At 42.3% G+C, this 23,428-nt stretch carries 30 protein-coding genes; 2 read left to right on the top strand and 28 right to left on the bottom strand.

The window, feature by feature from the left end; genetic code table 11:
- Nucleotides 1-15 precede the first annotated feature (15 nt).
- From UB51_RS04960 to UB51_RS04825, 28 genes are all read right to left on the bottom strand, one after another.
- Nucleotides 16-498, bottom strand: coding sequence for a hypothetical protein (locus UB51_RS04960; RefSeq protein WP_044876346.1), 483 nt, complete (start codon nucleotides 496-498; stop codon nucleotides 16-18).
- 69 nt (nucleotides 499-567) lie between these two features.
- Nucleotides 568-1,410: a TlyA family RNA methyltransferase gene (locus UB51_RS04955; RefSeq protein WP_082063041.1), complete on the bottom strand. Its 843-nt coding sequence runs from the start codon at nucleotides 1,408-1,410 to the stop codon at nucleotides 568-570.
- 28 nt (nucleotides 1,411-1,438) lie between these two features.
- Nucleotides 1,439-3,346, bottom strand: coding sequence for a 1-deoxy-D-xylulose-5-phosphate synthase (gene dxs, locus UB51_RS04950; RefSeq protein ID WP_044876344.1), 1,908 nt, complete (start codon nucleotides 3,344-3,346; stop codon nucleotides 1,439-1,441).
- Between the two features lie 141 nt (nucleotides 3,347-3,487).
- Nucleotides 3,488-4,447, bottom strand: coding sequence for a polyprenyl synthetase family protein (locus UB51_RS04945; RefSeq protein ID WP_199924986.1), 960 nt, complete (start codon nucleotides 4,445-4,447; stop codon nucleotides 3,488-3,490).
- Complete coding sequence (gene xseB, locus UB51_RS04940) at nucleotides 4,386-4,646, bottom strand: exodeoxyribonuclease VII small subunit (protein WP_044876342.1); 261 nt, start codon at nucleotides 4,644-4,646, stop codon at nucleotides 4,386-4,388. Before xseB ends, UB51_RS04945 begins: the two co-directional genes overlap by 62 nt.
- The gene (gene xseA / locus UB51_RS04935) at nucleotides 4,624-6,000 is read right to left on the bottom strand and encodes an exodeoxyribonuclease VII large subunit (RefSeq protein ID WP_044876341.1); all 1,377 of its coding nucleotides are present in this window, start codon (nucleotides 5,998-6,000) and stop codon (nucleotides 4,624-4,626) included. Before xseA ends, xseB begins: the two co-directional genes overlap by 23 nt.
- Before the next feature lie 12 nt (nucleotides 6,001-6,012).
- Nucleotides 6,013-6,870 carry a bifunctional methylenetetrahydrofolate dehydrogenase/methenyltetrahydrofolate cyclohydrolase FolD gene (gene folD, locus UB51_RS04930; RefSeq protein WP_044876340.1) on the bottom strand — a complete coding sequence of 286 codons (858 nt, stop codon included), beginning with the start codon at nucleotides 6,868-6,870 and terminating at the stop codon, nucleotides 6,013-6,015.
- Nucleotides 6,871-6,911: 41 nt separating this feature from the next.
- Nucleotides 6,912-7,364 (bottom strand): transcription antitermination factor NusB, encoded by a 453-nt coding sequence (gene nusB / locus UB51_RS04925; protein WP_044876339.1) that lies wholly within the window; start codon nucleotides 7,362-7,364, stop codon nucleotides 6,912-6,914.
- 171 nt (nucleotides 7,365-7,535) lie between these two features.
- Nucleotides 7,536-7,769 (bottom strand): DUF2273 domain-containing protein, encoded by a 234-nt coding sequence (locus UB51_RS04920; RefSeq protein ID WP_044876338.1) that lies wholly within the window; start codon nucleotides 7,767-7,769, stop codon nucleotides 7,536-7,538.
- 14 nt (nucleotides 7,770-7,783) lie between these two features.
- Complete coding sequence (amaP, locus tag UB51_RS04915; protein WP_044876337.1) at nucleotides 7,784-8,326, bottom strand: alkaline shock response membrane anchor protein AmaP; 543 nt, start codon at nucleotides 8,324-8,326, stop codon at nucleotides 7,784-7,786.
- Nucleotides 8,327-8,485: 159 nt separating this feature from the next.
- Nucleotides 8,486-8,893: an Asp23/Gls24 family envelope stress response protein gene (locus tag UB51_RS04910; RefSeq protein ID WP_044876336.1), complete on the bottom strand. Its 408-nt coding sequence runs from the start codon at nucleotides 8,891-8,893 to the stop codon at nucleotides 8,486-8,488.
- A 132-nt stretch (nucleotides 8,894-9,025) separates the two neighbouring features.
- Complete coding sequence (gene accC, locus UB51_RS04905; protein WP_044876335.1) at nucleotides 9,026-10,369, bottom strand: acetyl-CoA carboxylase biotin carboxylase subunit; 1,344 nt, start codon at nucleotides 10,367-10,369, stop codon at nucleotides 9,026-9,028.
- Between the two features lie 74 nt (nucleotides 10,370-10,443).
- Nucleotides 10,444-10,935, bottom strand: coding sequence for an acetyl-CoA carboxylase biotin carboxyl carrier protein (gene accB, locus UB51_RS04900; protein ID WP_044876334.1), 492 nt, complete (start codon nucleotides 10,933-10,935; stop codon nucleotides 10,444-10,446).
- Between the two features lie 135 nt (nucleotides 10,936-11,070).
- On the bottom strand, nucleotides 11,071-11,847 hold the full coding sequence (locus tag UB51_RS04895) for a SpoIIIAH-like family protein (RefSeq protein ID WP_044876333.1): 777 nt from the start codon (nucleotides 11,845-11,847) through the stop codon (nucleotides 11,071-11,073).
- Nucleotides 11,848-11,888: 41 nt separating this feature from the next.
- Nucleotides 11,889-12,527 (bottom strand): stage III sporulation protein AG, encoded by a 639-nt coding sequence (gene spoIIIAG / locus UB51_RS04890; protein ID WP_044876332.1) that lies wholly within the window; start codon nucleotides 12,525-12,527, stop codon nucleotides 11,889-11,891.
- 15 nt (nucleotides 12,528-12,542) lie between these two features.
- Complete coding sequence (locus UB51_RS04885; protein ID WP_044876331.1) at nucleotides 12,543-13,286, bottom strand: stage III sporulation protein AF; 744 nt, start codon at nucleotides 13,284-13,286, stop codon at nucleotides 12,543-12,545.
- A 15-nt stretch (nucleotides 13,287-13,301) separates the two neighbouring features.
- Entirely contained in the window at nucleotides 13,302-14,498 is a 1,197-nt protein-coding gene (gene spoIIIAE / locus UB51_RS04880; RefSeq protein WP_044876330.1) for a stage III sporulation protein AE, read from the bottom strand.
- A 17-nt stretch (nucleotides 14,499-14,515) separates the two neighbouring features.
- On the bottom strand, nucleotides 14,516-14,905 hold the full coding sequence (spoIIIAD, locus tag UB51_RS04875; protein WP_044876329.1) for a stage III sporulation protein AD: 390 nt from the start codon (nucleotides 14,903-14,905) through the stop codon (nucleotides 14,516-14,518).
- A gap of 10 nt (nucleotides 14,906-14,915) precedes the next feature.
- The gene (spoIIIAC, locus tag UB51_RS04870) at nucleotides 14,916-15,119 is read right to left on the bottom strand and encodes a stage III sporulation protein AC (protein ID WP_044876328.1); all 204 of its coding nucleotides are present in this window, start codon (nucleotides 15,117-15,119) and stop codon (nucleotides 14,916-14,918) included.
- Nucleotides 15,120-15,132: 13 nt separating this feature from the next.
- Nucleotides 15,133-15,651 carry a stage III sporulation protein SpoIIIAB gene (gene spoIIIAB, locus UB51_RS04865; protein ID WP_044876327.1) on the bottom strand — a complete coding sequence of 173 codons (519 nt, stop codon included), beginning with the start codon at nucleotides 15,649-15,651 and terminating at the stop codon, nucleotides 15,133-15,135.
- Between the two features lie 7 nt (nucleotides 15,652-15,658).
- Nucleotides 15,659-16,642 carry a stage III sporulation protein AA gene (gene spoIIIAA, locus UB51_RS04860; protein WP_044876326.1) on the bottom strand — a complete coding sequence of 328 codons (984 nt, stop codon included), beginning with the start codon at nucleotides 16,640-16,642 and terminating at the stop codon, nucleotides 15,659-15,661.
- Between the two features lie 130 nt (nucleotides 16,643-16,772).
- Nucleotides 16,773-17,042 carry a YqhV family protein gene (locus UB51_RS04855; protein ID WP_445322351.1) on the bottom strand — a complete coding sequence of 90 codons (270 nt, stop codon included), beginning with the start codon at nucleotides 17,040-17,042 and terminating at the stop codon, nucleotides 16,773-16,775.
- Between the two features lie 158 nt (nucleotides 17,043-17,200).
- Complete coding sequence (locus tag UB51_RS04850; RefSeq protein ID WP_044876325.1) at nucleotides 17,201-17,449, bottom strand: GlsB/YeaQ/YmgE family stress response membrane protein; 249 nt, start codon at nucleotides 17,447-17,449, stop codon at nucleotides 17,201-17,203.
- A gap of 212 nt (nucleotides 17,450-17,661) precedes the next feature.
- Nucleotides 17,662-18,915, bottom strand: a complete 1,254-nt coding sequence (locus UB51_RS04845; protein ID WP_044876324.1) for an aspartate kinase — start codon at nucleotides 18,913-18,915, stop codon at nucleotides 17,662-17,664.
- A gap of 176 nt (nucleotides 18,916-19,091) precedes the next feature.
- On the bottom strand, nucleotides 19,092-19,649 hold the full coding sequence (gene efp, locus UB51_RS04840) for an elongation factor P (protein WP_044876323.1): 558 nt from the start codon (nucleotides 19,647-19,649) through the stop codon (nucleotides 19,092-19,094).
- A gap of 35 nt (nucleotides 19,650-19,684) precedes the next feature.
- Nucleotides 19,685-20,764 (bottom strand): M24 family metallopeptidase, encoded by a 1,080-nt coding sequence (locus tag UB51_RS04835; RefSeq protein WP_044876322.1) that lies wholly within the window; start codon nucleotides 20,762-20,764, stop codon nucleotides 19,685-19,687.
- Between the two features lie 120 nt (nucleotides 20,765-20,884).
- The gene (gene aroQ / locus UB51_RS04830) at nucleotides 20,885-21,331 is read right to left on the bottom strand and encodes a type II 3-dehydroquinate dehydratase (RefSeq protein WP_044876321.1); all 447 of its coding nucleotides are present in this window, start codon (nucleotides 21,329-21,331) and stop codon (nucleotides 20,885-20,887) included.
- Between the two features lie 82 nt (nucleotides 21,332-21,413).
- Nucleotides 21,414-21,905 (bottom strand): YqhR family membrane protein, encoded by a 492-nt coding sequence (locus UB51_RS04825; RefSeq protein WP_044876320.1) that lies wholly within the window; start codon nucleotides 21,903-21,905, stop codon nucleotides 21,414-21,416.
- A 191-nt stretch (nucleotides 21,906-22,096) separates the two neighbouring features.
- Between UB51_RS04825 and UB51_RS04820 the strand changes: the two genes are divergently transcribed.
- Both UB51_RS04820 and UB51_RS04815 read left to right on the top strand, forming a co-directional pair.
- Nucleotides 22,097-23,089 carry a DUF1385 domain-containing protein gene (locus tag UB51_RS04820; protein WP_044876319.1) on the top strand — a complete coding sequence of 331 codons (993 nt, stop codon included), beginning with the start codon at nucleotides 22,097-22,099 and terminating at the stop codon, nucleotides 23,087-23,089.
- Between the two features lie 7 nt (nucleotides 23,090-23,096).
- Complete coding sequence (locus UB51_RS04815; RefSeq protein WP_044876318.1) at nucleotides 23,097-23,411, top strand: hypothetical protein; 315 nt, start codon at nucleotides 23,097-23,099, stop codon at nucleotides 23,409-23,411.
- Nucleotides 23,412-23,428: the final 17 nt, after the last annotated feature.

Raw genomic sequence — 23,428 nt, 5'->3', positions numbered from 1 at the left:
GAAATATGTTCGTATTTATTCATCCTTACCTTGCCATTCTTCCTCATCCCAATCGAACTGAATCTGACGAATATCTCGATTCGTAACATCTAAGTACAATACACCCCTACAATCCGGATAGAACAAAAAATAAGGTAACAGCTGATCCCTTATTCCGCTTCCCGTCCACTCAAGTGGCTTACGATGACGTGCCATCTTAACTAAGTAAACGTCACCATTTTCTCCTGACACAACATAATCAATAAATAGGCGGCTTTGATAACTATCATCGTCCACTTCGAAATACAGTGGAATTTTGACTCGGCCCCCTAACACTTCATAACCTGCAGTGTGCAACAGCTCCACGGCCGGATGATCAGGTATGTATTCATTCATTGGTATTTCTAATCCTCGTGTGAATGATGAATTCAGCAGCCAATTCTTGATGAGATAGACTACACCCACAATGAGAAGAATGCCTATCAAAGCCATCACAATAATGTCAGCTCGACCCTCCATCCATATCACCTCGTGATTGTATTCGTGAATCTTGAAATAAACTCCTTTTTTTCAGTAAAAGAAACCCATCTACTTAGATGAGTTTCCTTTAAACGTGTATGTTGCATCTTTAACGACACCCTCAACAAGGTCTTTGAAATTCTGACTATCCTTGGGGAGAGATGCTTCATCATTCGTATCCAGTCCCCAGTGGGCAAGAAACTCAATGTTTCCTTCTCCACCGGTAATTGGGGAGAACGTTAGCCCCTGAAGACGGAAACCTAACTCCTGCGCAAAATTCAGTACCGTCATCAATACATCACGATGTACTGCTGAATCACGGACCACACCCGATTTACCAACTTTATCTCTTCCAGCTTCAAATTGCGGCTTAATCAAAGCTACGACATGAGCAGGTTTATCCAAGAGCGCGATAAGAGGTGGTAAAATAATTCTAAGCGATATGAACGAAACATCTATACTCGCAAAATTCGGTACAGGTCCCTGCAGATTTTGCGGCGTTACATAACGAAAGTTTGTTCTTTCCATGACCGTCACACGCTCGTCATTACGTAGAGACCAATCTAATTGATTGTATCCTACATCAATGGCATAAACATGCTTGGCACCATGTTGAAGTGCACAATCTGTGAATCCGCCAGTAGATGAGCCTATATCCAGCATAACAACATCATCCATCTCAATTGCAAAAGAAGTCAGCGCTTTTTTTAACTTCAAGCCTCCACGACCTACGTAAGGATGAACTGCGCCTTTGACTCTAATCTCAACATCTCTTGGAACCTTCATCCCCGGTTTCTCAATCCGCTCTTCGGCAGCAAACACAAGCCCTGCCATAATGGCTGCTTTGGCTTTTTCCCGGCTATCATAGAGCCCCTGTTCCACAAGCAGGACATCAATTCGTTCTTTTTCCATTTCATTCACCTAATTCTGTATTTACGCGTTATGACGGAAAGCTACTTTTGCCATATTCGTATGGATGAAGCGCCATGAGGCTATGAATCTCAGAGCATACTGCTACAGCAGTCAGTCCCGTTTCCTCACGTTGTTCCTTGATACTTCCGTGCTCTATAAATAAGTCAGGAATACCCATTAAGGATACCGAAGCGTCAAATATATGCTGTTTACTATAGAACTCTAATACCGCACTGCCTAAACTACCTGCTTCACTTGCTTCTTCCAGTACAATCATGTTTGTTTTGGATTTGGCGAGTGCATGCAGCATATTCTCATCAACAGGCTTCATGAAACGAGCATTAACCACATGTAATGATATACCTTCACGCTTCAACAGTTCCGCTGCTTCTAAAGCTACCTGAACCATTGGACCCGAAGCAAGTACTGCGTATCCTTCACCTTCTCGTACCGTCTCCCATGTCCCAATTGGAATAGGGGTCAACGTCTCATCCATAGCTACTCCAAGACCATTAATACGAGGATATCGGTACGCAATCGGTCCATCATTGTATTCTAGAGCCGTAAGCATCATATGGCGAAGCTCATTCTCATCCTTAGGCATCATGATGACCATATTTGGGATATGGCGCATAAAAGCTACATCATACACACCCTGATGTGTCTCTCCATCTGCCCCGACGAAGCCAGCACGGTCAATCGCAAACATGACATTGGCGTTATGGCGACATATATCATGGACAATCTGATCATACGCACGCTGCATAAATGTAGAATACACTGCAAATACAGGCTTCATACCCTCCATTGCCAATGCAGCACACATCGTTGCTGCATGTTGTTCTGCGATCCCAACATCAATCATACGCTCAGGGAACTTGAGACTAAAGGGAACCAATCCTGATCCTCCAGGCATAGCAGGTGTGACCGCGACAATTCTTGAATCCTTGTCTGCAAGCTCAATTAACGTTTGAGAGAACACGTCAGTATACATGGGGTTACCCACTGATTTCAGAACTTGACCGGACTCCATCTTATAAGGAGTAATGCCATGCCATTTATACGAATCTGCTTCAGCTGGCTTATAGCCTTTACCCTTTGTTGTCAATACATGAACAAATACAGGGCCGTCTACATTATCCGCCTGTTGGAACGTTTCAATTAATTTCTGAAGATCATGACCATCCACAGGTCCCAGATAAGTGAAACCAAGTTCTTCAAACAGAACACCAGGCACAACCATATATTTCAGACTATCCTTCATCTTCTCTACTGTCTTAGCTAACTTACCACCTATAGCAGGGATTTTCTTGAGCAACAACTCAACTTCATCCTTAGCCCGCAAATAAAAACGATCTGACCGTAGTTTACTCAGATAATTATGCATTGCACCCACATTCGGCGCTATAGACATTTCATTATCGTTAAGAACGACCATCAGCTTCTTTTGCTCATGACCAATATGATTAAGAGCCTCAAAAGCCATACCACCTGTTAAGGCGCCATCTCCGATTAAAGCAACAACTTTATTATCTTCGCCCTTAAGATCTCTCGCTAGAGCCATCCCCATGGCAGCTGATAATGAGGTACTACTGTGACCCGCTTCCCAGACGTCATGTTCACTCTCGGATATTTTCACGAATCCACATAACCCTTTATATTTACGCAATGTATCGAAACGATCCATACGACCTGTCAGTATTTTGTGAACATACGCTTGATGTCCTACATCAAATAAAAACTTATCCTTTGGACTGTTATAACAATAATGCAAGGCAAGGGTGAGTTCCACCACTCCCAAATTTGATGCGAGATGCCCTCCTGTGACAGATAGCTTCTCAATCAGGAATTGACGAATTTCGGCCGCCAGAGATGACAGCTCATCAACCGATAGTGATTTCAATTGTCCTGGCTGTTTAATTTGTGGAAGTAGCACTAGAATCTCCCCACTTTTCTTCTAGGATTGTGATGATATTCAAGCTCTCATTCATCATCATTTCATGTATTCATAAGTCCAAATCTTAATTCAATCAATACAATTATATCACATATGATCCCAATTCATAAACTTAGGTCTTTAGTGGTCTCTATTCATCAGGTAATCAGCAATTTCAAGTAACCGCTGGGGATTATCAAATCCAGCTTCAGAAATCGTTTTTTTCGCTTGATTCGTCAATTGTTCTACTTGTTCTTTGGAAGCGTCTAATCCGATGAAATAAGGATAGGTCACCTTCTCCTGTTTAACATCACTCTGAACCTTCTTGCCAAGCTTGCTCTCGTCTCCGATCAGGTCTAATATATCATCTTGAATCTGGAAAGCCAGTCCAATGTGATGACCAAATAGACGCAGTGCTTCAAGCTTAGCTTCATCCGCTCCAGCAATACGGCCCCCAGCAAGTAATGAGAAAATAATCAGATCACTTGTTTTGTGAAGATGAATGTATTCCAGTTGAGATAAGTCAGTGAGTCCTTGTTCTCCTTGCATGTCAGCAACTTGTCCGCCCACCATACCTCGTGGACCTGACATTTCGGATAAATCTTCTACAATAGATAACACTTGATCCGCAGGTATACCATGCTTGCGAGAGATCTTAACTAACATATAAAATGCGTGAGTTAAAAGACCATCCCCTGCCAGAATAGCCATAGCTTCACCATAAATTTTATGATTCGTCAGCTTACCACGGCGATAATCATCATTATCCATTGCGGGTAAATCATCATGAATCAATGAATACGTATGTACCATTTCAACGGAACAAGCCGCCTCAAGGGCAGCTTCCTTATTTCCTCCAAGAGCTTCACAAGCCGCAATCACAAGGAGGGGCCGCAACTTCTTTCCACCCGCAAGAAGCGAGTAAGTCATAGATTCCTTCAACGTCGTTGGAACATCCCACTGAGATGGAATGATATCAGACAATGCGGAAGTGACCTTATCACCGACTTCAGCAATATATTGTTCAAAAGAAGGCTGATTACTCAAGGGCTTCACCCCCGTCAACTGGAGCTCCGAAAGGCTTCTTCCGAAGCTCGCCATCTTCTTCTACGATCATTTCAATTTTGTGCTCTACCTGCTCCAACTTCTTGCTGCATAGCTGGGATAGACCCATCCCCTTTTGAAATAATTCAATAGCCTTCTCTAAAGGGACATCTCCGTGCTCAAGCTCACCCACAATTTCTTCTAACTGATTCATTGCGTCCTCGAAATTAAGCTCAATTTCCTTTGCCTTCGCCATGACCTTGCTCTTCCTCCTTTATCGCCCACACCTGACAGTCAAGTTGTCCATCGTTTACTTTTATCTTCATCAAATCTCCAAGTTGTACATCCTTGACGGATTTAATTAATTGTTGTTCCTGTTCATCATAGACAAGACTATATCCTCTAGACATAACCTTTAGAGGACTCAAAGCATCAAGCTGTCTCATAGCTGATATTAATTGCGACTGATTATTCTTGATAATAGATTGCATAGCCAATTGAAGCTGACGATGGCTTGACTCTCCATTCTTCTTTGCCGCAGCAATTTGATCCTTCGGGTTGAATCGTAGGAGGCTATGATGAACTCGCGATTGTTGTTCACGATTAAGTTTCAACCGTGACTGCATCGAACGAGTAAATTGCTGGTGTAATCTATCCAAGCGCTCAGCATGCTGTAGCACGGATCTCTTCGGATATACAAGAACAGAGGAGCGCTGCAATGAACTAAGACGTTCACGATAACGCTGAACGCGCTGTCTAAGAGCTTGTCTCAATTGGCGTTCACGTTGCTGTATCTGATTATGAATCTCAGATGCAACGGGTACAGCCAGCTCAGCAGCAGCCGTCGGCGTCGCCGCTCGAAGGTCACATACGAAGTCCGCAATCGTAAAGTCCGTCTCATGACCCACAGCTGATATAATCGGAATTTTTGATCGATACATCGCTTTTGCCACAATTTCCTCATTAAAAGCCCATAATTCTTCTAAGGAGCCGCCACCTCTACCCACGATTAACACATCAGCTTCTGCTAATTTATTCATGGCCGTGATTGCCTTCACAATAGAGGGCGCAGCACCTTTGCCTTGTACTAACACTGGATAAAGAATGATATTCACCTGCGGATATCGACGTTGCAAAGTAATCATAATATCACGCACAGCAGCACCGGTTGGTGATGTAATGACGCCAATGGTCTTAGGATAGGCTGGAAGAGGTTGCTTATGTTCAGATGCAAACAAACCTTCATCCTCTAGCTTTTTCTTAAGTTGCTCATAAGCGAGATAGAGACTTCCTATACCATCGGGTTGCATATGGTTGGCATAGAATTGATACTGCCCATCACGCTCATAGACGGTAACATTTCCTCTTGCAATAACCATTGCCCCTTCTTTAGGTATGAAGGGAAGCTTTTGGTTGTGTGAACCAAACATAATTGCACGAATTCGGCTACTCTCGTCTTTAAGTGTGAAATACATATGTCCGCTTGCGTGGTGAGTGAAATTAGATATTTCACCCCGAATCCACACATCAGATAACACCACATCCGAATCTAGCTTCATCCGGATATAGCGATTCAAATCTTTAATGGATAATACTTTTTGCTGTTCCATGGGAATCTCCCTTTATGCCAATCCGTGGTGCCGTTTGGCGGCTATCAGCGTATTTTGCATCAACATCGTTATCGTCATGGGACCCACGCCTCCAGGTACAGGTGTAATCGGGCCTGATACTTCTTTTACACTCTCGAAATCAACATCCCCGGCAAGCTTACCGTTCGGAAGACGATTCATACCTACATCAATGACAACAGCACCCGGCTTCACGAAGCTTGCATCAATAAAGTTAGCTCGTCCGATTGCAACAACCAGAATATCCGCTTGGCGAGCAATTTCAGCCATATTAGCTGTACGAGAATGACACATTGTAACCGTTGCATTCTCACGCTGTAGTAATAGAGATACCGGCTTACCCACAATGTTACTACGTCCAATGACAACTGCATGTTTACCTGACATCTCAACGCCAGCACGCTTGATTAATTCAATGACACCTGCGGGTGTGCAGGGCAGAAGACTATCGTCCCCAATAACAAGATTGCCCACATTGATCGGATGGAAACCATCTACATCTTTTTCGACAGCTATAGCATTAATAATAGCCTTTTCTTCAATGTGGCTTGGGAGGGGAAGTTGAACCAAAATACCGTTAATATTAGCTTGGGCATTTAGCTTGTCTACAAGCGCCAGCAACTCTTCTTGGGATGTCTGCGAATCTAAACGATGAACCTCAGAGTAATATCCTAAATCATGACATGCCTTCTCTTTATTCCGTACATAGACTTGAGAAGCAGGGTCTTCACCCACCAATACAACCGCTAGCCCAGGAATAACGCCTTGTCCAGCAAGTTCTTTTACCACCCTAGCGATACCACCACGAATTTCATCAGATACCTGTTTGCCGCTAATGATTGTTGTTGTCATGATATTCTCTCCCTTGAATTCATAATTTATTGTAGGTTGGATTAATGACGTTGCTCTTTAAGTCTCTCCAAATCTTTAATCATGTTTCCTAGCACACCATTAACAAATTTACCGGAATCTTCGGTACCGAAATGCTTAGCAAGATCAATAGCCTCATTGACAACCACTTTAGCCGGTACATCATCTTCATATACCATCTCAAAAGTAGCTAATCGAAGCACTTGGCGATCAACACGTGACAACCGACTGATTTGCCATCCGACCAGATAATGACCCAACAATTCATCTATGGCGACTTTGTGGGTCCATGTTCCATTCACAAGCCCCAAGACATATTCCTTCAACTTAATCTCATCTTTAATGACACGATCTGTCTCATTCTCTTCTGAAGCTTCTTCAAGCAACGTTGACACAGCAATTTCACTATCCACCAGGTTCATTTCCATTTGGTACAAACTTTGTACCACGATCTCTCTTGCTATACGTCTTTTCATTATTATTCTCGTTCCTCCTGAGCCTTCTTAAATTGCATTTATTATTTCTATTATGAATCAAGGATAACCCTATTCACTTACATTTGTACAAAAAAACCCTAGATTACTTTCCTCCAAAAAATGGGCGTCAAGAATTGCAGCTCTTTTTCCGGAGAAAGCATATCATAGGGTTCACTTAAATGGACGCCAACCTGAAGACAACCATTGTCCAATTTCTCTCCAATGTACGAGAGCTCCTTGACTCAGGTCTTTCCTCTTCCCGAAGGTATATCCAATGAACACAAGCAATGCAAAGAACAACATATTCCAAAAGCCAGCTATCAAATATATAAAACCGAATAAAATACCACCGGCGACGCCAACGACTCGTCCCCTGTGACTCTCCCACATTTCTTTCCAAAACATCGGGAAACTCACCTCTATTCTACTCTACTCTTAAAACTTGGTGCTGCCTGTGCAACATTCGCAATATATACAGAGACGTTCGCTACAGGAATACCTGTAGTTTCTTGTAGATAATCATGGACCTGCTTCTGAACATCAGAAGTCATGACCGGAATTGAAAGATCTCCCTCCACAACCGCACGGATGGTAATGTCAATTCCTGATTGCGTTACTTTAACTCGCGCTTTCAGATCGCGAACTCCTCGTACTTTGGAGGCTGCCTTTAAGCATAGATTCTCAATGGTCTCAACTGAGATTTGAATCTCACCATATTCAGTACGTTGATCAATAGAAGGAACAGCGTTACGATCACGACGAATAGAAATATAGAAGAATCGAACACTAAGTAGGAATAGAACAGCCAACACTATAATCGAGGTAGTAAAAACGGTCTGATTATCAGCATCAATCTCATTAAATGGCGCAACGCCACTTAGTAGGAGGATGGCTAATACAGATAGTACAGCGACAATCAAACTATATAAAAATAGCAAGAGTCTGTCCAATAATTTGGCCACGACAATCTAGCCTCCTTAAATTATAGTAAACCCTCGACAGGTTATGTCGGGGGTTTATATCTAGATAGATTGAACTAAAGTTTGCACCCGCATTTCTATAGATTCTAAAGGAATCAAGAATATGAGTGTTCGTCTTTCGCTCTTTCTATCTAGTTTCCGTTATTTAACACGCTGACTAAACTCAACTTCATCTATCTTCTCTGGACTCTTGAAATGTACATCATGAATATGCACATTGACTTCAATCACTGTAAGTCCGGTCATGGTCTCAATCGAACGCTTAACGTTGCGCTGAATTTCCGTCGCTACTTCTGGCAAGCGGTTTCCATACTCAACGATAACAGATACGTCGATTGCTGCTTCTCTTTGCCCCACTTCTACCTTAACGCCTTTGGATAGGTTCTTTCGACCCAAAAGCTCCGCAATACCACCTGCAAATCCTCCACTCATTCCTGCCACGCCCTTGACTTCCACAGTCGCTAATCCAGCGATGACTTCAATGACTTCAGGTGCAATTTGAATCTCACCGATTTCCGTTCTTTCAGACTCAGTCGGTAATAAACTCATAATGAACTCAACACCTTTCAAGTGAATTTCTTAATTACGAAATATGATTACGCAACATTCGAACAAGAATGCCTTTTTTAATAGATCTACTATATCATTTAGGTATCATTAAAACAAACGTCAATCAGAGGTTCAGATCTCGTTCTCTTCAAGAAATTTGATGTCGAAATCCCCTTCAATAAACGTTGGGTGATTCAACAATTTCTGATGAAATGAAATCGTAGTATGAATCCCTTCAACAGCAAATTCAGATAGCGCACGTTTCATCTTCGCAATAGCTTCCGACCGCGTAGGAGCCCATACAATAAGCTTCGCTATCATAGAATCGTAGTAGGGTGGTATCGTATACCCTTGATAAGCAGCACTATCTACACGTACACCCGGTCCTCCAGGTGGTAAATAGAATTGGATTTTACCCGGTGCTGGCATAAAGTTCTTATCTGGGTCCTCCGCATTAATACGACATTCAATAGCGACTCCACGAATCTCAATCTCTTCTTGTGTGAATGAGAGCGAATTTCCTTCTGCCACAGAGATCATTTCCTTAATCAAATCGACACTGGTTACCATTTCAGTTACAGGATGCTCAACCTGAATACGGGTGTTCATTTCCATGAAATAGAACTGATCATCGGCGCCAAGCAAAAATTCAAGCGTTCCTGCACCAGAATAATGTACTGATTTCGCAGCCCGTATAGCAGCTTCTCCCATACGCTCACGAATTTCAGGTGATAGGACTGGGCACGGTGCTTCCTCAAGCAACTTCTGTCTACGACGCTGAATGGAGCAATCCCGCTCACCTAAATGAACAACGTGTCCGTATTTATCAGCTATGATCTGAATTTCTACATGCTTCATACCTGTCAAATATTTCTCTAGATACACACCTGCGTTACCGAAGGCTTTCTGAGCTTCTTGCTGTGCTGCGGTGATCTGCTTAACGAGTGCATCCTCATCATCAGCAATCCGAATCCCTTTTCCTCCACCGCCAGCCGTCGCCTTAATAATTAAGGGATAACCAATATCGCGGCCGATCATAACTGCTTCTTCTAGACTATCTACGATACCATCTGAACCGGGTATAATGGGTACTCCCGCTTCTTTCATCGTCATCTTAGCCACTGATTTGTCACCCATTTTGGTAATCGCATCTGCGGAAGGGCCGATAAAAGTAATGTTGCATGATTCACAGATTTCAGCGAAATCAGCATTTTCAGCCAAGAAACCATAACCTGGATGAATAGCATCGCACTCTGTTAGTGTCGCAACACTCATAATGTTCGTGATATTTAAGTAGCTGTCTTTGGATAATGTTGGACCAATACAATAGGCTTCATCCGCTAAGCGGACATGTAGAGAGTCTTTATCGGGTTCTGAATAGACCGCAACCGTTGATATATCAAGTTCACGACAAGCCCGGATAATACGAACCGCAATCTCCCCTCGGTTCGCAATGAGCACTTTATGAAATTTCATTGCTGGTATCCTCCTCAAAAGTTCTCCAACGGAAAACTTACTTCGTACAAACACTTTTACTTAAGCATTCATCTTTACTCTGCTCTCACCAAGAAAAGAGGTTGGCCGAACTCTACCAGTTGACCGTTCTCGACTAGAACTTCAACAATTTCACCATTCACTTCTGCTTCCAATTCGTTCATTAGCTTCATAGCTTCAATAATACAAACTGTAGTCTTCCCTTTGACCTTGTCACTAACACTAACAAATGGAGCATCGTCAGGAGAAGCAGATCTGTAGAAAGTTCCCACCATAGGGGATACAATTTTATGTAGTGAGGATGATAGGTCTGTTACTTCAGGCAAGTTGCCTGAATTCAAATCACTAACTGCAGGATTCGATGATTGCTGAACATGTAAAGGGGCTGCCTGGTATGACTGTGGGATGGACGATTGAAAGTTTACAATTTCAGTTTTCCCTGGTTTACGAATAGATAGACGTGTGCCTTCGGATTCGATCTCTAACTCATGGACAGAGGTCTCATCTACCAACTTTATCAATTCCTTAATCTCACTCAACTTAAACATTCTAGATTCACTCCTTCAGCTTTCAAAAAACCATACTTAGTGCAATTTATACACATAACGTTATGTATTATATCACAAACCGAAGAAATGGAAAGAGTCCAAGATACTCCCGGACTCTTTACCCTTCATTCTAAATTATGGAGTGACATACTGTACACTAACCTTATCTTGTGAAACATTCAGTTCTTTCATCACTAAATCGACAATATTTACAGCTTGTTTCACGTCTAGTTTTTCACTTAATACAAGAACCTTGTAATGATCTTCTTCCTCTTTCACAACAGCACCACCATATTGCTGATGAAGCTCTTCTTCAATACCCGTTATTTTCGTTTCTTTCTCTTCGAGGCTTCTTAGTTGATCATTGGCTTTAGCGCTCGTCTCTGGATCATTGTTATTCATATCGTTGATTGTAGCATAAAGATCAGTCTGTTCTTTCTGGCTAGTCTGGACACGATCCAATCTGTAAGAATCAAGTAGACTACTGCTAGAAGCCGCTTGAGTGGCAACCTCTTTTAGAATTTCCTCATCATTTTTGTTCTTCGTATCCGGGTTACCTACTGAAGCCGTCTTATCCGTTACTGGTTTATCTGTAGCTGGTTTATCTATAACTGATTTATCTGTAGCTGACTTGTCTTCCTTAACAGCCACATCGGTTGTTTCCTTCTTTTCGGTAGTCGAGGCCGTTGCTTCAGGCTCCTCCGTAGTTACTGTGCTATTCACCGCCCCGTCTGTTACCACCTCAGTAACAAGGACTTCGTTTCCACTATTCTTTTGATCTACAACCTGCTGACTGTCCGCTACAGGCATGGTCGAAGAACCTGAATCCTCTGTAAACAGATAGTACGCTGAGAGAACCACCATTAAACTCAACATGGACACCAACCAAATTGTTTGTCTTTTATTATTCATTACGAACTTCCTCCTTCGTTTTGTACATAAATGGAAAATGATTACTCCTGTTTACGAGGCACGACTGAAATACGAAACCCCGCCACATTCAGACCTTTTTCGACGGCATTTACTATCAAATTTCGAACAACTTCATTCTCAGCTCCTTTAGCTACAATCAATACACCACGAATTTGCGGCTTCACTTTTTTCGTGATAATGGGAGTCTCACTACCTGAAGATTCGTACGTCACGATTTCCCCATCTCGGGTATATTGGGTGGTATGCCGGTTGCCACCATTAGCGTCATTTTCCTCAGTCTTCTGTTGAGAATCTTTCACATTCCGTTGAATGACAATTTCCTCTGTTGAATCCACAGTGACTAACACATCCACTGTCCCTACACCTACTATTTTCTCCAATATTTCCTTGATCTTATTTTCAAAGGCCTCTTCTATCCCACTAAAGGAATCGGTTTGTGCATTGGTATTTTGGAACGTTTCCTGAACTGCAGTTGATGCTGGTGGTTCCCTCCCTGTATTCTCATTATCAATCTTCTTCACATTGACGAATGAACTAAATAACACAATAGCTACGCCTACCAAACCTAAAATAATGAGCCACCGAAAAGCTGAAATTCGTTTGGCCCCACCCGGTCCCCCACCAATCCATTGTTCTGCTTTTTTAAACCAATTCCCCAAATTCGCTCACCCCCTTCATATTTTGTCATCTCCCTGCTCACCTTGAACCACAATTTGATTCGCTTCAAGATTCCATTCAGTCATCAGAATTTTTCTTATATGATCAGAACTTTCTGCTTGCTGACCGGATACCTCCGTAGCTTCAAGCTCTTGATTGTCTTCCTTATTGGATTCCACATCTTCAGGTAACGAGGTATTCACCTCAACTTTAATTTCGTCAATGGGGGCTACTGAAATATTCTGGATTGCTTCTTCACTTACTTCACTTTGCTCTAGTTCGCTAGAAGGTTGTAACGTAACATCTACTGAGGTGATAGCAGGCACCTTCTCATTAGCGTTTCTCTCAGAAGGGAGTAACGAAAGCATCACCGTCACCTCCTTGACCTGATTTCCTGTTTTATTCCGAATCTGCTCCTTCATCTGCCGCGCAACCTCTTCTCCAGCCCATTGCAGACTTTGGCTCTGCTGATTATGCTTTAGCTGCTCACCTTGAACCAGAATTTGCGCCAGACTCTTCTCGCTCTTTGCCCCAAGTTGTCCAGCATCACTTTCTTGATTAAGTAGGGCCAGATTCAATTTATCAGCTGGCGAGTCTGTGAGTAAGCTGATAATAGGCCCCAGTAATGTAAACAGGATGAGTAGACTTAGTACCAGCTTGATATATCGTTCCATTGAGCGACTTGGCAGGATCAGATCCACGAATATTGCCAGAAGCACAATCATAATCACTTCTCTCATCCAACCGCCAAGCCAAGTCATATCAAGCTTTCCTCCTCACCTCATCATGACCGTTACATTTCCAGCCATTAACAGAATAGTTATCGCTAGAAAGAACATTAATCCTACAACTGCCATGGTCGAAAATACGTAGATCATGCTCTTACCAATCGTTTGTAGACAAGTCACGATAGGAGTATCACCAAGGGGTTGCATGATGGCAGCGGCTACTTGGTAGATCAGAGCTAGTGTTAATATTTTGATGGCTGGAAAGGCACAAATAAAAATGATGATAATAACTCCCGCTAAACCAATCGAATTCTTAACGAGCACGGATGCTGATATGACGGTATCCGTAGCATCTGCGAACATTTTACCGACGACGGGAATAAAGCTACCTGATATATATTTAGCGGTACGAATCGTGACTCCATCCGTGACAGAGCTTGTCATCCCTTGTACCGAAATTACACCTAAAAAAATAGTAAGTAGTACACCTAGCAATCCCACACTAATTCGTTGAAGAAGATTTGCCATTTGTGTAAGCTTATATTTATCCGAAAGTGAGCTTACTATATGCAGTACAGCCGAGAAGAACAAGAGCGGAAATATGACGGTGTACACGAGGGTGCCTACGGTATGAATCATAAAGATGATTAATGGATGTGTAACCGATACCGTTACGACATTCCCCATAGAAGCCAGTAAAGAGAATAAGAGAGGTAGCATCGCCATCATGAAATCAATCATGTGACTGATTGCCCCTTTGGCGTATCCAATCGCTACCGAGAAACTGTTGATAGCAATCACCATAATGACCATATAACAGAGAGAGTAGGCCACCTTACTTACGGTATTTCGCTCAAATGCCGTCTGGAGCGTCTCCAAAATCATACTCATAATACTCAAAATTACGATCGATACTAACAACTTTCCGTTGAGTAAAACTTCATGCCAGAAAAATGAAATTAATCCTGACAGGATGTTTTTGAAGCTAAGCCCCTCCCCTCCAGGAAGAAGCATATCCATAAAGGAGGGCACCTTTTGATCCGGGAAAAACCCTCCGTATTCTTTCATTAATTCATCCCAATAGGTCTCTACTTGATCTTTAGGTAATTGCTTGGCTTGCTCCTTCACTAAATCATTCGAGGGCTCATCAGCGTAGATCGTTCCTCCACCGAATAATAACAATACCAAGAAGATCATGAGTAACCCTTTTACTACTAACCCCCCTGAAGTACGTCGTCCTAACATGGCTCTATCCCACTTTCTTAGGTCGGCAGCAGCTTCATAACGGTTTCAATGATGATGCCGATAATCGGTATAGCAAGCACCATGATCAGCACCTTGCCGGCGAGTTCTATTTTGGAAGCAATGCTCTCTTGACCTGCATCTCTAACAATTTGAGATCCAAACTCAGCAATATAGGCGATGCCAATAATTTTGAGTATCGTTTTTAAATAAATCATTTGAACCCCTGCAGCTTCAGCCATCCGCTCTAACTCTCCAACAACAGTAGCAATTTTTCCGATAAGGAAAAGGAATATGAGAATCCCTGTGGAAGCCGCCAGTAAAAAAGCAAACATCGGTTTCTGTTCTTTAATTGTCAGAATGAGAATGGTGGATATAAGTGCTAGCCCTACCACTTGTATAATTTCCATAATGTATCCCCTACTGGAACAAGAAAATAGATTTTATCTCCTGTAGCAAGGTATCGAGCATCCGCACGACCATGAACAGCACCACCACAAAACCAATGAGCGTCACCCAGTGAGCCATATCCTCTTTCCCCATTTGTTTGAGAACCGTGTGAATCATAGCTATGATGATGCCGATTCCCGCAATTTGAAAAATTGCGTTCACGTCAATGTTCATTCCCTACACCTCGCTAAAAGATCAAAATGATGATTAATGCTCCGACAAGAAGTCCCAGACTTTTACTCATTTTTTCATATTTCGCCTGATCCTCTCTTGATGCTGCCTCTTCATGCTTCAACTGCTGTGCAGCTAATGCGATATGTTTAATCTGATCCTGACGATCGCTTGTACCTAAAGTGAAGCTCAATTGATGGAGCACATCCTTCTCGGCTGTCTTCATCGAAGTATTCTTCCAATGTAGGGCTAAGGCATGTGCTATACTCTCCTGCGCTGTCAGACCTTGTGACGAGTTCATGGACCGAGCTGCGCTAGTAAATAATGTGCTTAATGGTTCCTTCATCTGAGCCCCCATTTTACTCATCGCCTCAGGTAAAGGTGTGAAGCCATAAGTAATTTCCGTCTCTAGGCGCTGCATAGCGAGAATCAATTCTCGGATCTGCCTTGGCCTTCGTTCGAACTGCCTAGCTTTATAGAATCCTGCCAAGGTTCCAGACAGTAAGATCAATATTGCGCCTAATAGCTTAAGCACTAGCTCATCACCCCTTCGATGAATAATGAGAAAGTTGTATAGAACGTTGCTGTCGATCCAGAATTCGAAAGCCAAGATCCCCAGCAGTTCGGTTAAGGATGACATACATCTCAAACATTCGATTTTCAATTAATCCCGCCAGAGCTGGACGTTGAGAAAGTTCCTCAGCATTGGAGCCGTGAGCTGTAGCAATGATAGATATGCCCGCATGAAGAGCTTCCGTAATCGCTTCTGCATCTTCAGCGCGTCCGATCTCGTCCACTAATAACACTTCTGGTGACATCGAGCGAATCATCATCATCATTCCCTCTGCTTTGGGACACCCATCCATCACATCGGTACGAGGTCCTACGTCAAAACTAGGCACTCCTCGTAAGCTTCCTGCTATCTCGGAACGTTCATCAATAATGCCTACCTTCATCCCTCGCCATTTTACGGCTGAGCCTTCATAATTGCCGCTACTGATCTGCCTTGCCATATCTCTTATGAGCGTTGTTTTCCCATGTTGCGGTGGGGATAGAATAAGGGTATGCTTGATCCTTTTGTCTTTACTATCAAGTAGATAGGGAAGAATGGTGTTAGCAGCCCCGCGGATTTCTCTAGCTATCCGAACATTAAATCCACTAATATCTCGCAAGTGTTCCACTTTTCCACTACTGAGAACCGTTCTGCCTGCTAAGCCAATACGATGTCCACCCGGTATAGTAATGAAGCCTTTACGAAGTTCCTCTTCCATCGTATACAAGGAATGATTGCTAATTCGATCTAGGAGACGATGGCTATCTTCTCTAGCTGGCTTGTACGCTTCTTCGACATTAAGCGTCAATTTACCGTCTAATGTGAGAAAGTGGTGCGCTCCTGCTGTATTAATCTCAAGCGGTCTTCCTTCACGAATTCGCACCTCCTCCATTTTATCTAGAATAGAAAATGGAAGCTGTTGAAGAAGCGACTTAATCGGTTCAGGAAACAATTCCAACCAATTCATGTTCATCCAGATACCCCCGAGTTGCCCATTTCTTATGAACTCGTTATTCCATTCCAACTCTTCTCGCATAGCGTTCAGTAGTTGTTTTCTTACTTCATATCTATGCTTGTACTCCATTTTTATGCCATAGAATCTATCATTTTTTCAAAATACCAATTAAGAGACATGTAACCCCCATTAAAATCCATATGATTTTGGCCCATGATAGTTTATCCGCCATCCCTACCAATCCAATCGCTGTCGTGAGTATGAGGACTGTCGGTCCCACAAAAGCTAGCATCGTGTTGATAGCCAATGCTTTATCAACCTGTCCTACCTTGAGCATGTATAATGCTGCTGCTATTTCAATACTTCCCGATATAAGTCGTAGAGTTGCCATGCTCACAACGAACCTATCCAAGGTCAAGCCTCCTTTATTTTCACTCCTTATTCATAGGTATGCAGTAATCTCTCGTTTTAGATATTGTATTTTGGGAGAAACGATGGTTACACTTGAACACAAAAGAAGCCTCGAACTTAAATTCAAGTTCAAGGCTTTCGTTCATATTATTTAAATCAGAATCGTTAAGCTTTTTTTCTGCCCATCAGTAGACTAACAATGGCGACAAGGACAATCGCACCAATCAAAGCAGGAACGAAGTAGAAACCTCCAATGACCGGACCCATTTTACCAAAAATAAGGGATCCTAACCATCCGCCGATAAATCCAGCTACGATGTTACCGATAACCCCACCTGGAACATCACGCCCCATGATTAAACCTGCGAGCCAACCAATAATACCACCTATAATTAGCGACCATAACCAACTCATACATAACACAACCTCTCTGTTTGTTGTCCTGTAGTTAAGTAACCCTATTTGGCGTCTCTTAATCACTATTCCACTATGATTCACAATAGAAGCATTTTTATTCTTCAAGATCGAAGTCATTTTTTACAATCAGCGTTCGAACCAAGAAAAAGCGGGTACTGCCCTTGTAAGGACAATACCCGCTTGTTTGTACAACCTATACCTAATCCTTCTTAACGACGATCCTGAGGACCACCTACAAAAACCTGTACATCCGTATCAAGATTATAGGCGGTATGAAGAGCCTTAATGACTTCCTCTAAATTGCCACCATCGATTACACAAGAGGTTTTGATCTCAGACGTACTAACCATCTTAATGCTTACACCTTGTTTAGAAATAACGTCAAACATCTGAGCGGCCACACCCGGGTGACTAATCATTCCTGCGCCCACAATAGATACCTTAACGAGATTCTCTTCAGAAGTTACTTCACGATAAGGGAGAGTCCCTCTAAGACCTTGAATCACAGACAACGCACTATCGCTTTCTGGTTTAGAAACTGTAAAGGAAAAATCCGCTTCACCATTCTTAACGCCGCTTTGGACGATAATATCCACATTGATGCCTTCTTGAGCCAAAGCTCCAAAAACCTCTGCAAGGACCCCTGGATAATCTTTTACACCCAAAATACTAATTCGCGCCACATTCTTATCGTAAGCAATTCCACTCACTACAACGCCTTGTTCCATGCTAGCCTCCTCCTTCACAACGGTGCCTTCATTATTGTTGAAACTCGATCTGACAACCAGTTTAACATTATTGTGCTTTGCATACTCAACCGCACGCGGATGAAGTACGGCAGCTCCTAAGCTGGCAAGTTCCAGCATTTCGTCATATGAAATTTCCTTAAGCTTACGAGCACATTTAACGATACGAGGATCTGTAGAATATATACCGTCTACATCTGTATATATTTCACATACATCTGCGTTAATTGCAGCCGCTAAAGCCACTGCTGTAGTATCTGAACCACCCCGACCAAATGTGGTAATTTCTCCATCCTCAGTCATCCCTTGGAATCCAGCCACGATAACAATTTGCCCATGAGCCAACGCTTCTTGAACTCGGTTTGGAAGAATATCAATTATACGGGCTTTCCCGTGTACAGCTTCCGTGCGGAATCCCGCTTGCCATCCTGTGAAAGATACGGCTTCACGACCGAGGCTTTGAACAGCCATCGACAGTAATGCCATCGATATTTGCTCTCCTGTTGTCATTAACATATCCATCTCACGAGCTGTTGGCTCAGAATTCAGAGCCATGGCTTGTTCAATTAAATCATCCGTTGTATCTCCCATGGCAGATACAACGACAACACATTGGTGACCTTCGTCTTGCTTCTCGATAATACGCTTAGCGACACGCTGCATCCGTTCCGTATTTCCAACGGAACTACCCCCGAATTTCATAACGTACAGTGACAACTTTGTTCACTCCCCACTCAGTTTAAACATTCATCTTTTTATTATGCTTTAAATCAGTATAATACGAAAGGGATTGAGTTAGTCAATGTTTTTTAGTCAACTGAAGCAAAAAATCCCCCTCCGCATTGCGCGGTGGAGGATTTTTTTAGAACTAATTCCCAGTATTTCGGTATAAATTAAGCACGGGAGCTGTATTTTCCTTCACGAGTATCAATAATGAGGACATCGTCTTCATTTATGAAAAGAGGAACTTGAACACTTAATCCCGTTTCCAATTTAGCACTCTTAGTAGCACCCTGAGCTGTATTACCTTTAACACTTGGTTCAGTCTCAACAACTTTCAGTTCTACCGTATGCGGTAGATTTATACCTAGGATTTCACCTTGGTAGCTGATGATGTTTACGTTCATGTTCTCTTTAAGGAAATTCAATTCCCATTTCAACTGCTCACTCGTCAAATTAAATTGGTCATATGTTTCATTATCCATGAAAGAATGTTCTTGACCACTTCCGTATAGATACTGAACAGCACGGTTCTCAATTTGAGCACGTCCGATAGATTCACCAGCACGGAATGTACGTTCAACTGTATTTCCGTTACGCAAGTTCTTCAACTTGGAGCGAACAAATGCTGCGCCTTTACCTGGTTTTACGTGTTGAAAGTCAATAACAGTGAAAATATCACCCTCTACTTCTACTGTTAGACCTGTTTTAAAATCGTTTACTGATATCATATAAAAAACCTCCTAATAAAATATGTAATGCATTTTTAACCTTTTAATACCGTGTACTCTTTGCTGGATTTGGTTAAGATGACGATACCCGTCTCTGTGATTACGATATCATCCTCAATTCGAACTCCACCGATTCCTGGCAAGTAAATTCCAGGCTCAACTGTCACTACCATACCCGGCTGCAAAATATCATCGCTCAATTTGGATAATCTAGGTGATTCATGTACTTCCATTCCCAGGCCATGCCCTGTGCTATGTCCAAATTGCTCGCCATATCCATACTTCGTAATAATATCGCGGGCCAAAGCATCTGCTTCACGCCCCGTCATACCTGACTTAATGTGCGCCAAAGTATGAAGCTGAGCTTCCAATACAATATCATAAATTTCTTTCAATTGTGGATTAGGACTTCCTAAGGCAATCGTACGCGTAAGATCTGAACAATAACCGTCCAAAAGTGCCCCAAAATCAAACGTAATGAATTCGTTGCCTTCAATAACACGTTCACTTGCGACGCCATGTGGCATGGAAGAACGTTCACCTGAAGCTACAATGGTATCAAAAGAAGATGCCGTAGCTCCATGGCTACGCATATAAAATTCCATTTCCAGATCCACTTGGCGTTCTGTCATGCCCGGCTTCACCACATTTAGGATATGACTGAATGTAGCATCCGCTAGATCGGCAGCACGCTGCATAATCTGTAGCTCCTCAGCATCTTTGAACATCCGAAGTTGTTCGACTAGACCACTTACAGGTACCAATGTAACTTCGGGCTGAAGTTGTGCTGAGAATGAAGTATATTCACTATAAGATACATCATCCTGCTCAAATCCAAGCTGATCAATTTTATTGGCGGACAGAAGTTCCTTAATGGATTCCATCACCTTAGGTCCGTGTTCAACGACGGTATAACCTTCAGCTTGTTCTGGAGCTTGAGTCATATAACGAAAATCGGTAAGCAGGTATGCTTCATGATGTGTAATAAGCACATACCCTGCTGATCCAGTAAATCCCGTTAAATAACGACGATTAATTGGACTTTTAATAAACATAGCTTCTACATTGTTGTCCTGCATCGCTTGACGTAACTTCTGTACTCGTAAGTTCTCCATCATGTTATCTCCTTGTCTACAACATCTTAAAGAGGTTGTTCAAAAAGTCATCTTTTGATCACGTAGTATACCAAGAGGCAAATCCGACTTTTTAAACACGCATTTAAAGGAATTTCTTTACTACTGCCTCTCAGTTTCCAAGTGGCGTACCAGCGCGATCAGACCAAGCTCATAGCTCACTGCACCAAATCCCGCAATTTGCCCGATGGCTACTGGAGCGATCACAGACGTATGTCTAAAAGACTCCCTAGAATGAATATTGGATAAGTGTACCTCTACAGTAGGAATACGTACAGAACTTATTGCATCACGCACAGCATAACTGTAATGAGTCAACGCACCTGGATTCAGTACAATTCCATCTGCTTTGCCTATCGCATCGTGGATCCAGTCAATGATTTCACCTTCATGATTGGATTGAAAAAATGTCATCTTCACTTCCAAATTCTCAACTTGCTCCTGAAGGTTCGTCTCAATCGTTTGTAGACTTTCCGATCCGTAGATTCCCGGTTCTCGCATGCCCAATAGATTAAGATTCGGTCCGTTGATCACCCATATGGTTCTCACTATCGTATTCCCACCCTTATTATCAAATAACCATCTGCTATTTTACCATAGGGGATGTATTCTTGAGAAGTCCCGTCCTCAGTCAATTGCCCACTTTCTTAGGTTCACGCATTCTTTCATCGGTGAATTCCATAGCTATGGTATATCCAATGAACAGTCCCCATAACATAAATAAACAAAATTCAGTAATAATAGTATCTATTGTCTGAACAGTGATTGGCTTCACCATATCGATAAATGGACCTACCATGACAAAAAGAATGATCCACCAAAATACCCCATAGGTTATCCCAGGCCAAGCTCCTTTCCTCTTCCGAAAAATAAGTACATAAATCAGAGACACGATGATGGACAGGAGTATGAAGAATAACCAACCTATTAAATGCCCCGGTCCTGTTCTCAAGAAAGCATGCTTGAAGAATGGTTCCGCTAGAAATGCCGGTATAATCATCGTGAATTTAAGTGAATAACACAACCAATGAACAGCCCCCCATATGATACCTGCAAAAAAACCTAATTCAAGTGCAAATGTAAAAGCATTCGTACGATAGTGATGCTGTTGTTGTTGCTTCATGAATTTACGACACCCCTTATTTAATGGATAGATTTCCACTTTTTCATCTTTCGTAGTATGTTCAATTATTGGAAGAGTCAGTCCCCATAAATAAGGAATATCGTTATTTAGCCTACACGCCATGGAAACTAGATATTGTAGTGAAAATTCGCTACAATAGAATAAAATAAACTTAGGGATGGTGAATAACGTTGCCTCAAGAGTCTAAACCTGTCAGTTACGGAGGCCAAGCCGTCATTGAAGGCGTTATGTTTGGCGGGAAGCATATTAACGTAACGGCTGTACGGCGTAAAAATCAAGAGATTACATTTCTGGAGGTACCGCGTCAAGATAAATCATGGCTTCAAAAAATTCGTAAAATCCCATTCATTCGCGGCATTGTAGGTATTATAGATTCCAGTGCCAAAGGTTCTAAGCATCTAAACTATTCAGCTGACGCTTACGCCGATGACGAGATAGAACCCGAAGAGCGCGCTAAACAAAAGAAAAAAGAAGAATCTGGCATGAGCTTGACCATGATGCTAGGTGTTGCAGCCGTTGGTATTCTTTCTTTTATCATTGGTAAACTCATATTTACTTTAGTTCCCGTATTTGTTGAGAGCTTTCTGTTCGGGAAAATGTTTGAAAATTATATTGTTCATAATTTAATTGAAGGTGTTATCAAGCTTATTCTATTGCTGGTCTATCTATGGGCTATCACATTAACTCCCGTAGTTAAACGCTTGTTCCAATATCATGGAGCAGAGCATAAGGTTATCAGTACGTATGAAGCAGGCGAAGAATTAACGGTTGCCAACGTGCAGAAACATACTCGTCTTCATTATCGCTGCGGAAGTAGCTTCATGATGCTAACGATTATTCTAGGAGTTGTCATATATTCGGTCGTTCCTTGGGATAATATGCTGGAGAGAGTACTGCAGCGGGTCATCCTTCTCCCTGTTGTCATTGCCGTATCATTTGAATTCTTGAAACTTACGAATTCACTTAGAGAAGTGCCTGTCCTTCGTTATCTTGGTTATCCAGGTCTTTGGCTTCAACTTCTTACAACGAAGGAACCTTTGGATGCCCAAGTAGAAGTTTCCATCGCTTCTTTTAATCGGATGCTTGAATTGGATGAGCAGCTAGGCAACGCAGAGGTTAATGAGCCCCTCAGAAACGGAGTTTTAGACACCGTGAAAGGATGAGGATAAGATGACAAGACACTTTATCATTTTTTGGACAGCTATTTCTTTAGCCGTGATTGGAGCGTTTATTAGTTCCAGTAAACTATTGATCCCTGTACTCGTTATCGGTGTACTATTCCTGCTGAATAAGTATCTGCCGAAACAACAAACAAGACAGAGCAGGCCCAAAGTTAAACCCTCTAAAAAAACGATGGAAAAAATGGCCTCAACAGCTCGGAAAAGCAATTCAGGATCAGTAGGTAAGAAACATAAAAATTATCCTTTCCAAGTGATCGAAGGCCAAAAAGGCAAAAATGACGATCAAACACCTAAATATCATTAAGAGTTGACAAAGGCCGC

The organism is Paenibacillus sp. IHBB 10380, from assembly GCF_000949425.1.
Classification (GTDB): Bacteria; Bacillota; Bacilli; order Paenibacillales; family Paenibacillaceae; genus Paenibacillus_AQ.
This window is presented reverse-complemented; position numbering and strand designations above follow the sequence as displayed.

Coding starts and splice junctions, on each gene's coding strand:
- UB51_RS04960 (WP_044876346.1), bottom strand. CDS start 498: ATGGAGGGTCGAGCTGACATTATTGTGATGGCTTTGATAGGCATTCTT.
- UB51_RS04955 (WP_082063041.1), bottom strand. CDS start 1,410: ATGGAAAAAGAACGAATTGATGTCCTGCTTGTGGAACAGGGGCTCTAT.
- UB51_RS04945 (WP_199924986.1), bottom strand. CDS start 4,447: ATGGCGAGCTTCGGAAGAAGCCTTTCGGAGCTCCAGTTGACGGGGGTG.
- xseB (WP_044876342.1), bottom strand. CDS start 4,646: ATGGCGAAGGCAAAGGAAATTGAGCTTAATTTCGAGGACGCAATGAAT.
- xseA (WP_044876341.1), bottom strand. CDS start 6,000: ATGGAACAGCAAAAAGTATTATCCATTAAAGATTTGAATCGCTATATC.
- folD (WP_044876340.1), bottom strand. CDS start 6,870: ATGACAACAACAATCATTAGCGGCAAACAGGTATCTGATGAAATTCGT.
- nusB (WP_044876339.1), bottom strand. CDS start 7,364: ATGAAAAGACGTATAGCAAGAGAGATCGTGGTACAAAGTTTGTACCAA.
- UB51_RS04920 (WP_044876338.1), bottom strand. CDS start 7,769: ATGTTTTGGAAAGAAATGTGGGAGAGTCACAGGGGACGAGTCGTTGGC.
- UB51_RS04910 (WP_044876336.1), bottom strand. CDS start 8,893: ATGAGTTTATTACCGACTGAGTCTGAAAGAACGGAAATCGGTGAGATT.
- accC (WP_044876335.1), bottom strand. CDS start 10,369: ATGAAATTTCATAAAGTGCTCATTGCGAACCGAGGGGAGATTGCGGTT.
- accB (WP_044876334.1), bottom strand. CDS start 10,935: ATGTTTAAGTTGAGTGAGATTAAGGAATTGATAAAGTTGGTAGATGAG.
- UB51_RS04895 (WP_044876333.1), bottom strand. CDS start 11,847: ATGAATAATAAAAGACAAACAATTTGGTTGGTGTCCATGTTGAGTTTA.
- UB51_RS04885 (WP_044876331.1), bottom strand. CDS start 13,286: ATGACTTGGCTTGGCGGTTGGATGAGAGAAGTGATTATGATTGTGCTT.
- spoIIIAE (WP_044876330.1), bottom strand. CDS start 14,498: ATGTTAGGACGACGTACTTCAGGGGGGTTAGTAGTAAAAGGGTTACTC.
- spoIIIAD (WP_044876329.1), bottom strand. CDS start 14,905: ATGGAAATTATACAAGTGGTAGGGCTAGCACTTATATCCACCATTCTC.
- spoIIIAC (WP_044876328.1), bottom strand. CDS start 15,119: ATGAACATTGACGTGAACGCAATTTTTCAAATTGCGGGAATCGGCATC.
- spoIIIAA (WP_044876326.1), bottom strand. CDS start 16,642: ATGAACATGAATTGGTTGGAATTGTTTCCTGAACCGATTAAGTCGCTT.
- UB51_RS04850 (WP_044876325.1), bottom strand. CDS start 17,449: ATGAGTTGGTTATGGTCGCTAATTATAGGTGGTATTATTGGTTGGCTC.
- efp (WP_044876323.1), bottom strand. CDS start 19,649: ATGATATCAGTAAACGATTTTAAAACAGGTCTAACAGTAGAAGTAGAG.
- UB51_RS04835 (WP_044876322.1), bottom strand. CDS start 20,764: ATGGAGAACTTACGAGTACAGAAGTTACGTCAAGCGATGCAGGACAAC.
- UB51_RS04825 (WP_044876320.1), bottom strand. CDS start 21,905: ATGAAGCAACAACAACAGCATCACTATCGTACGAATGCTTTTACATTT.
- UB51_RS04815 (WP_044876318.1), top strand. CDS start 23,097: ATGACAAGACACTTTATCATTTTTTGGACAGCTATTTCTTTAGCCGTG.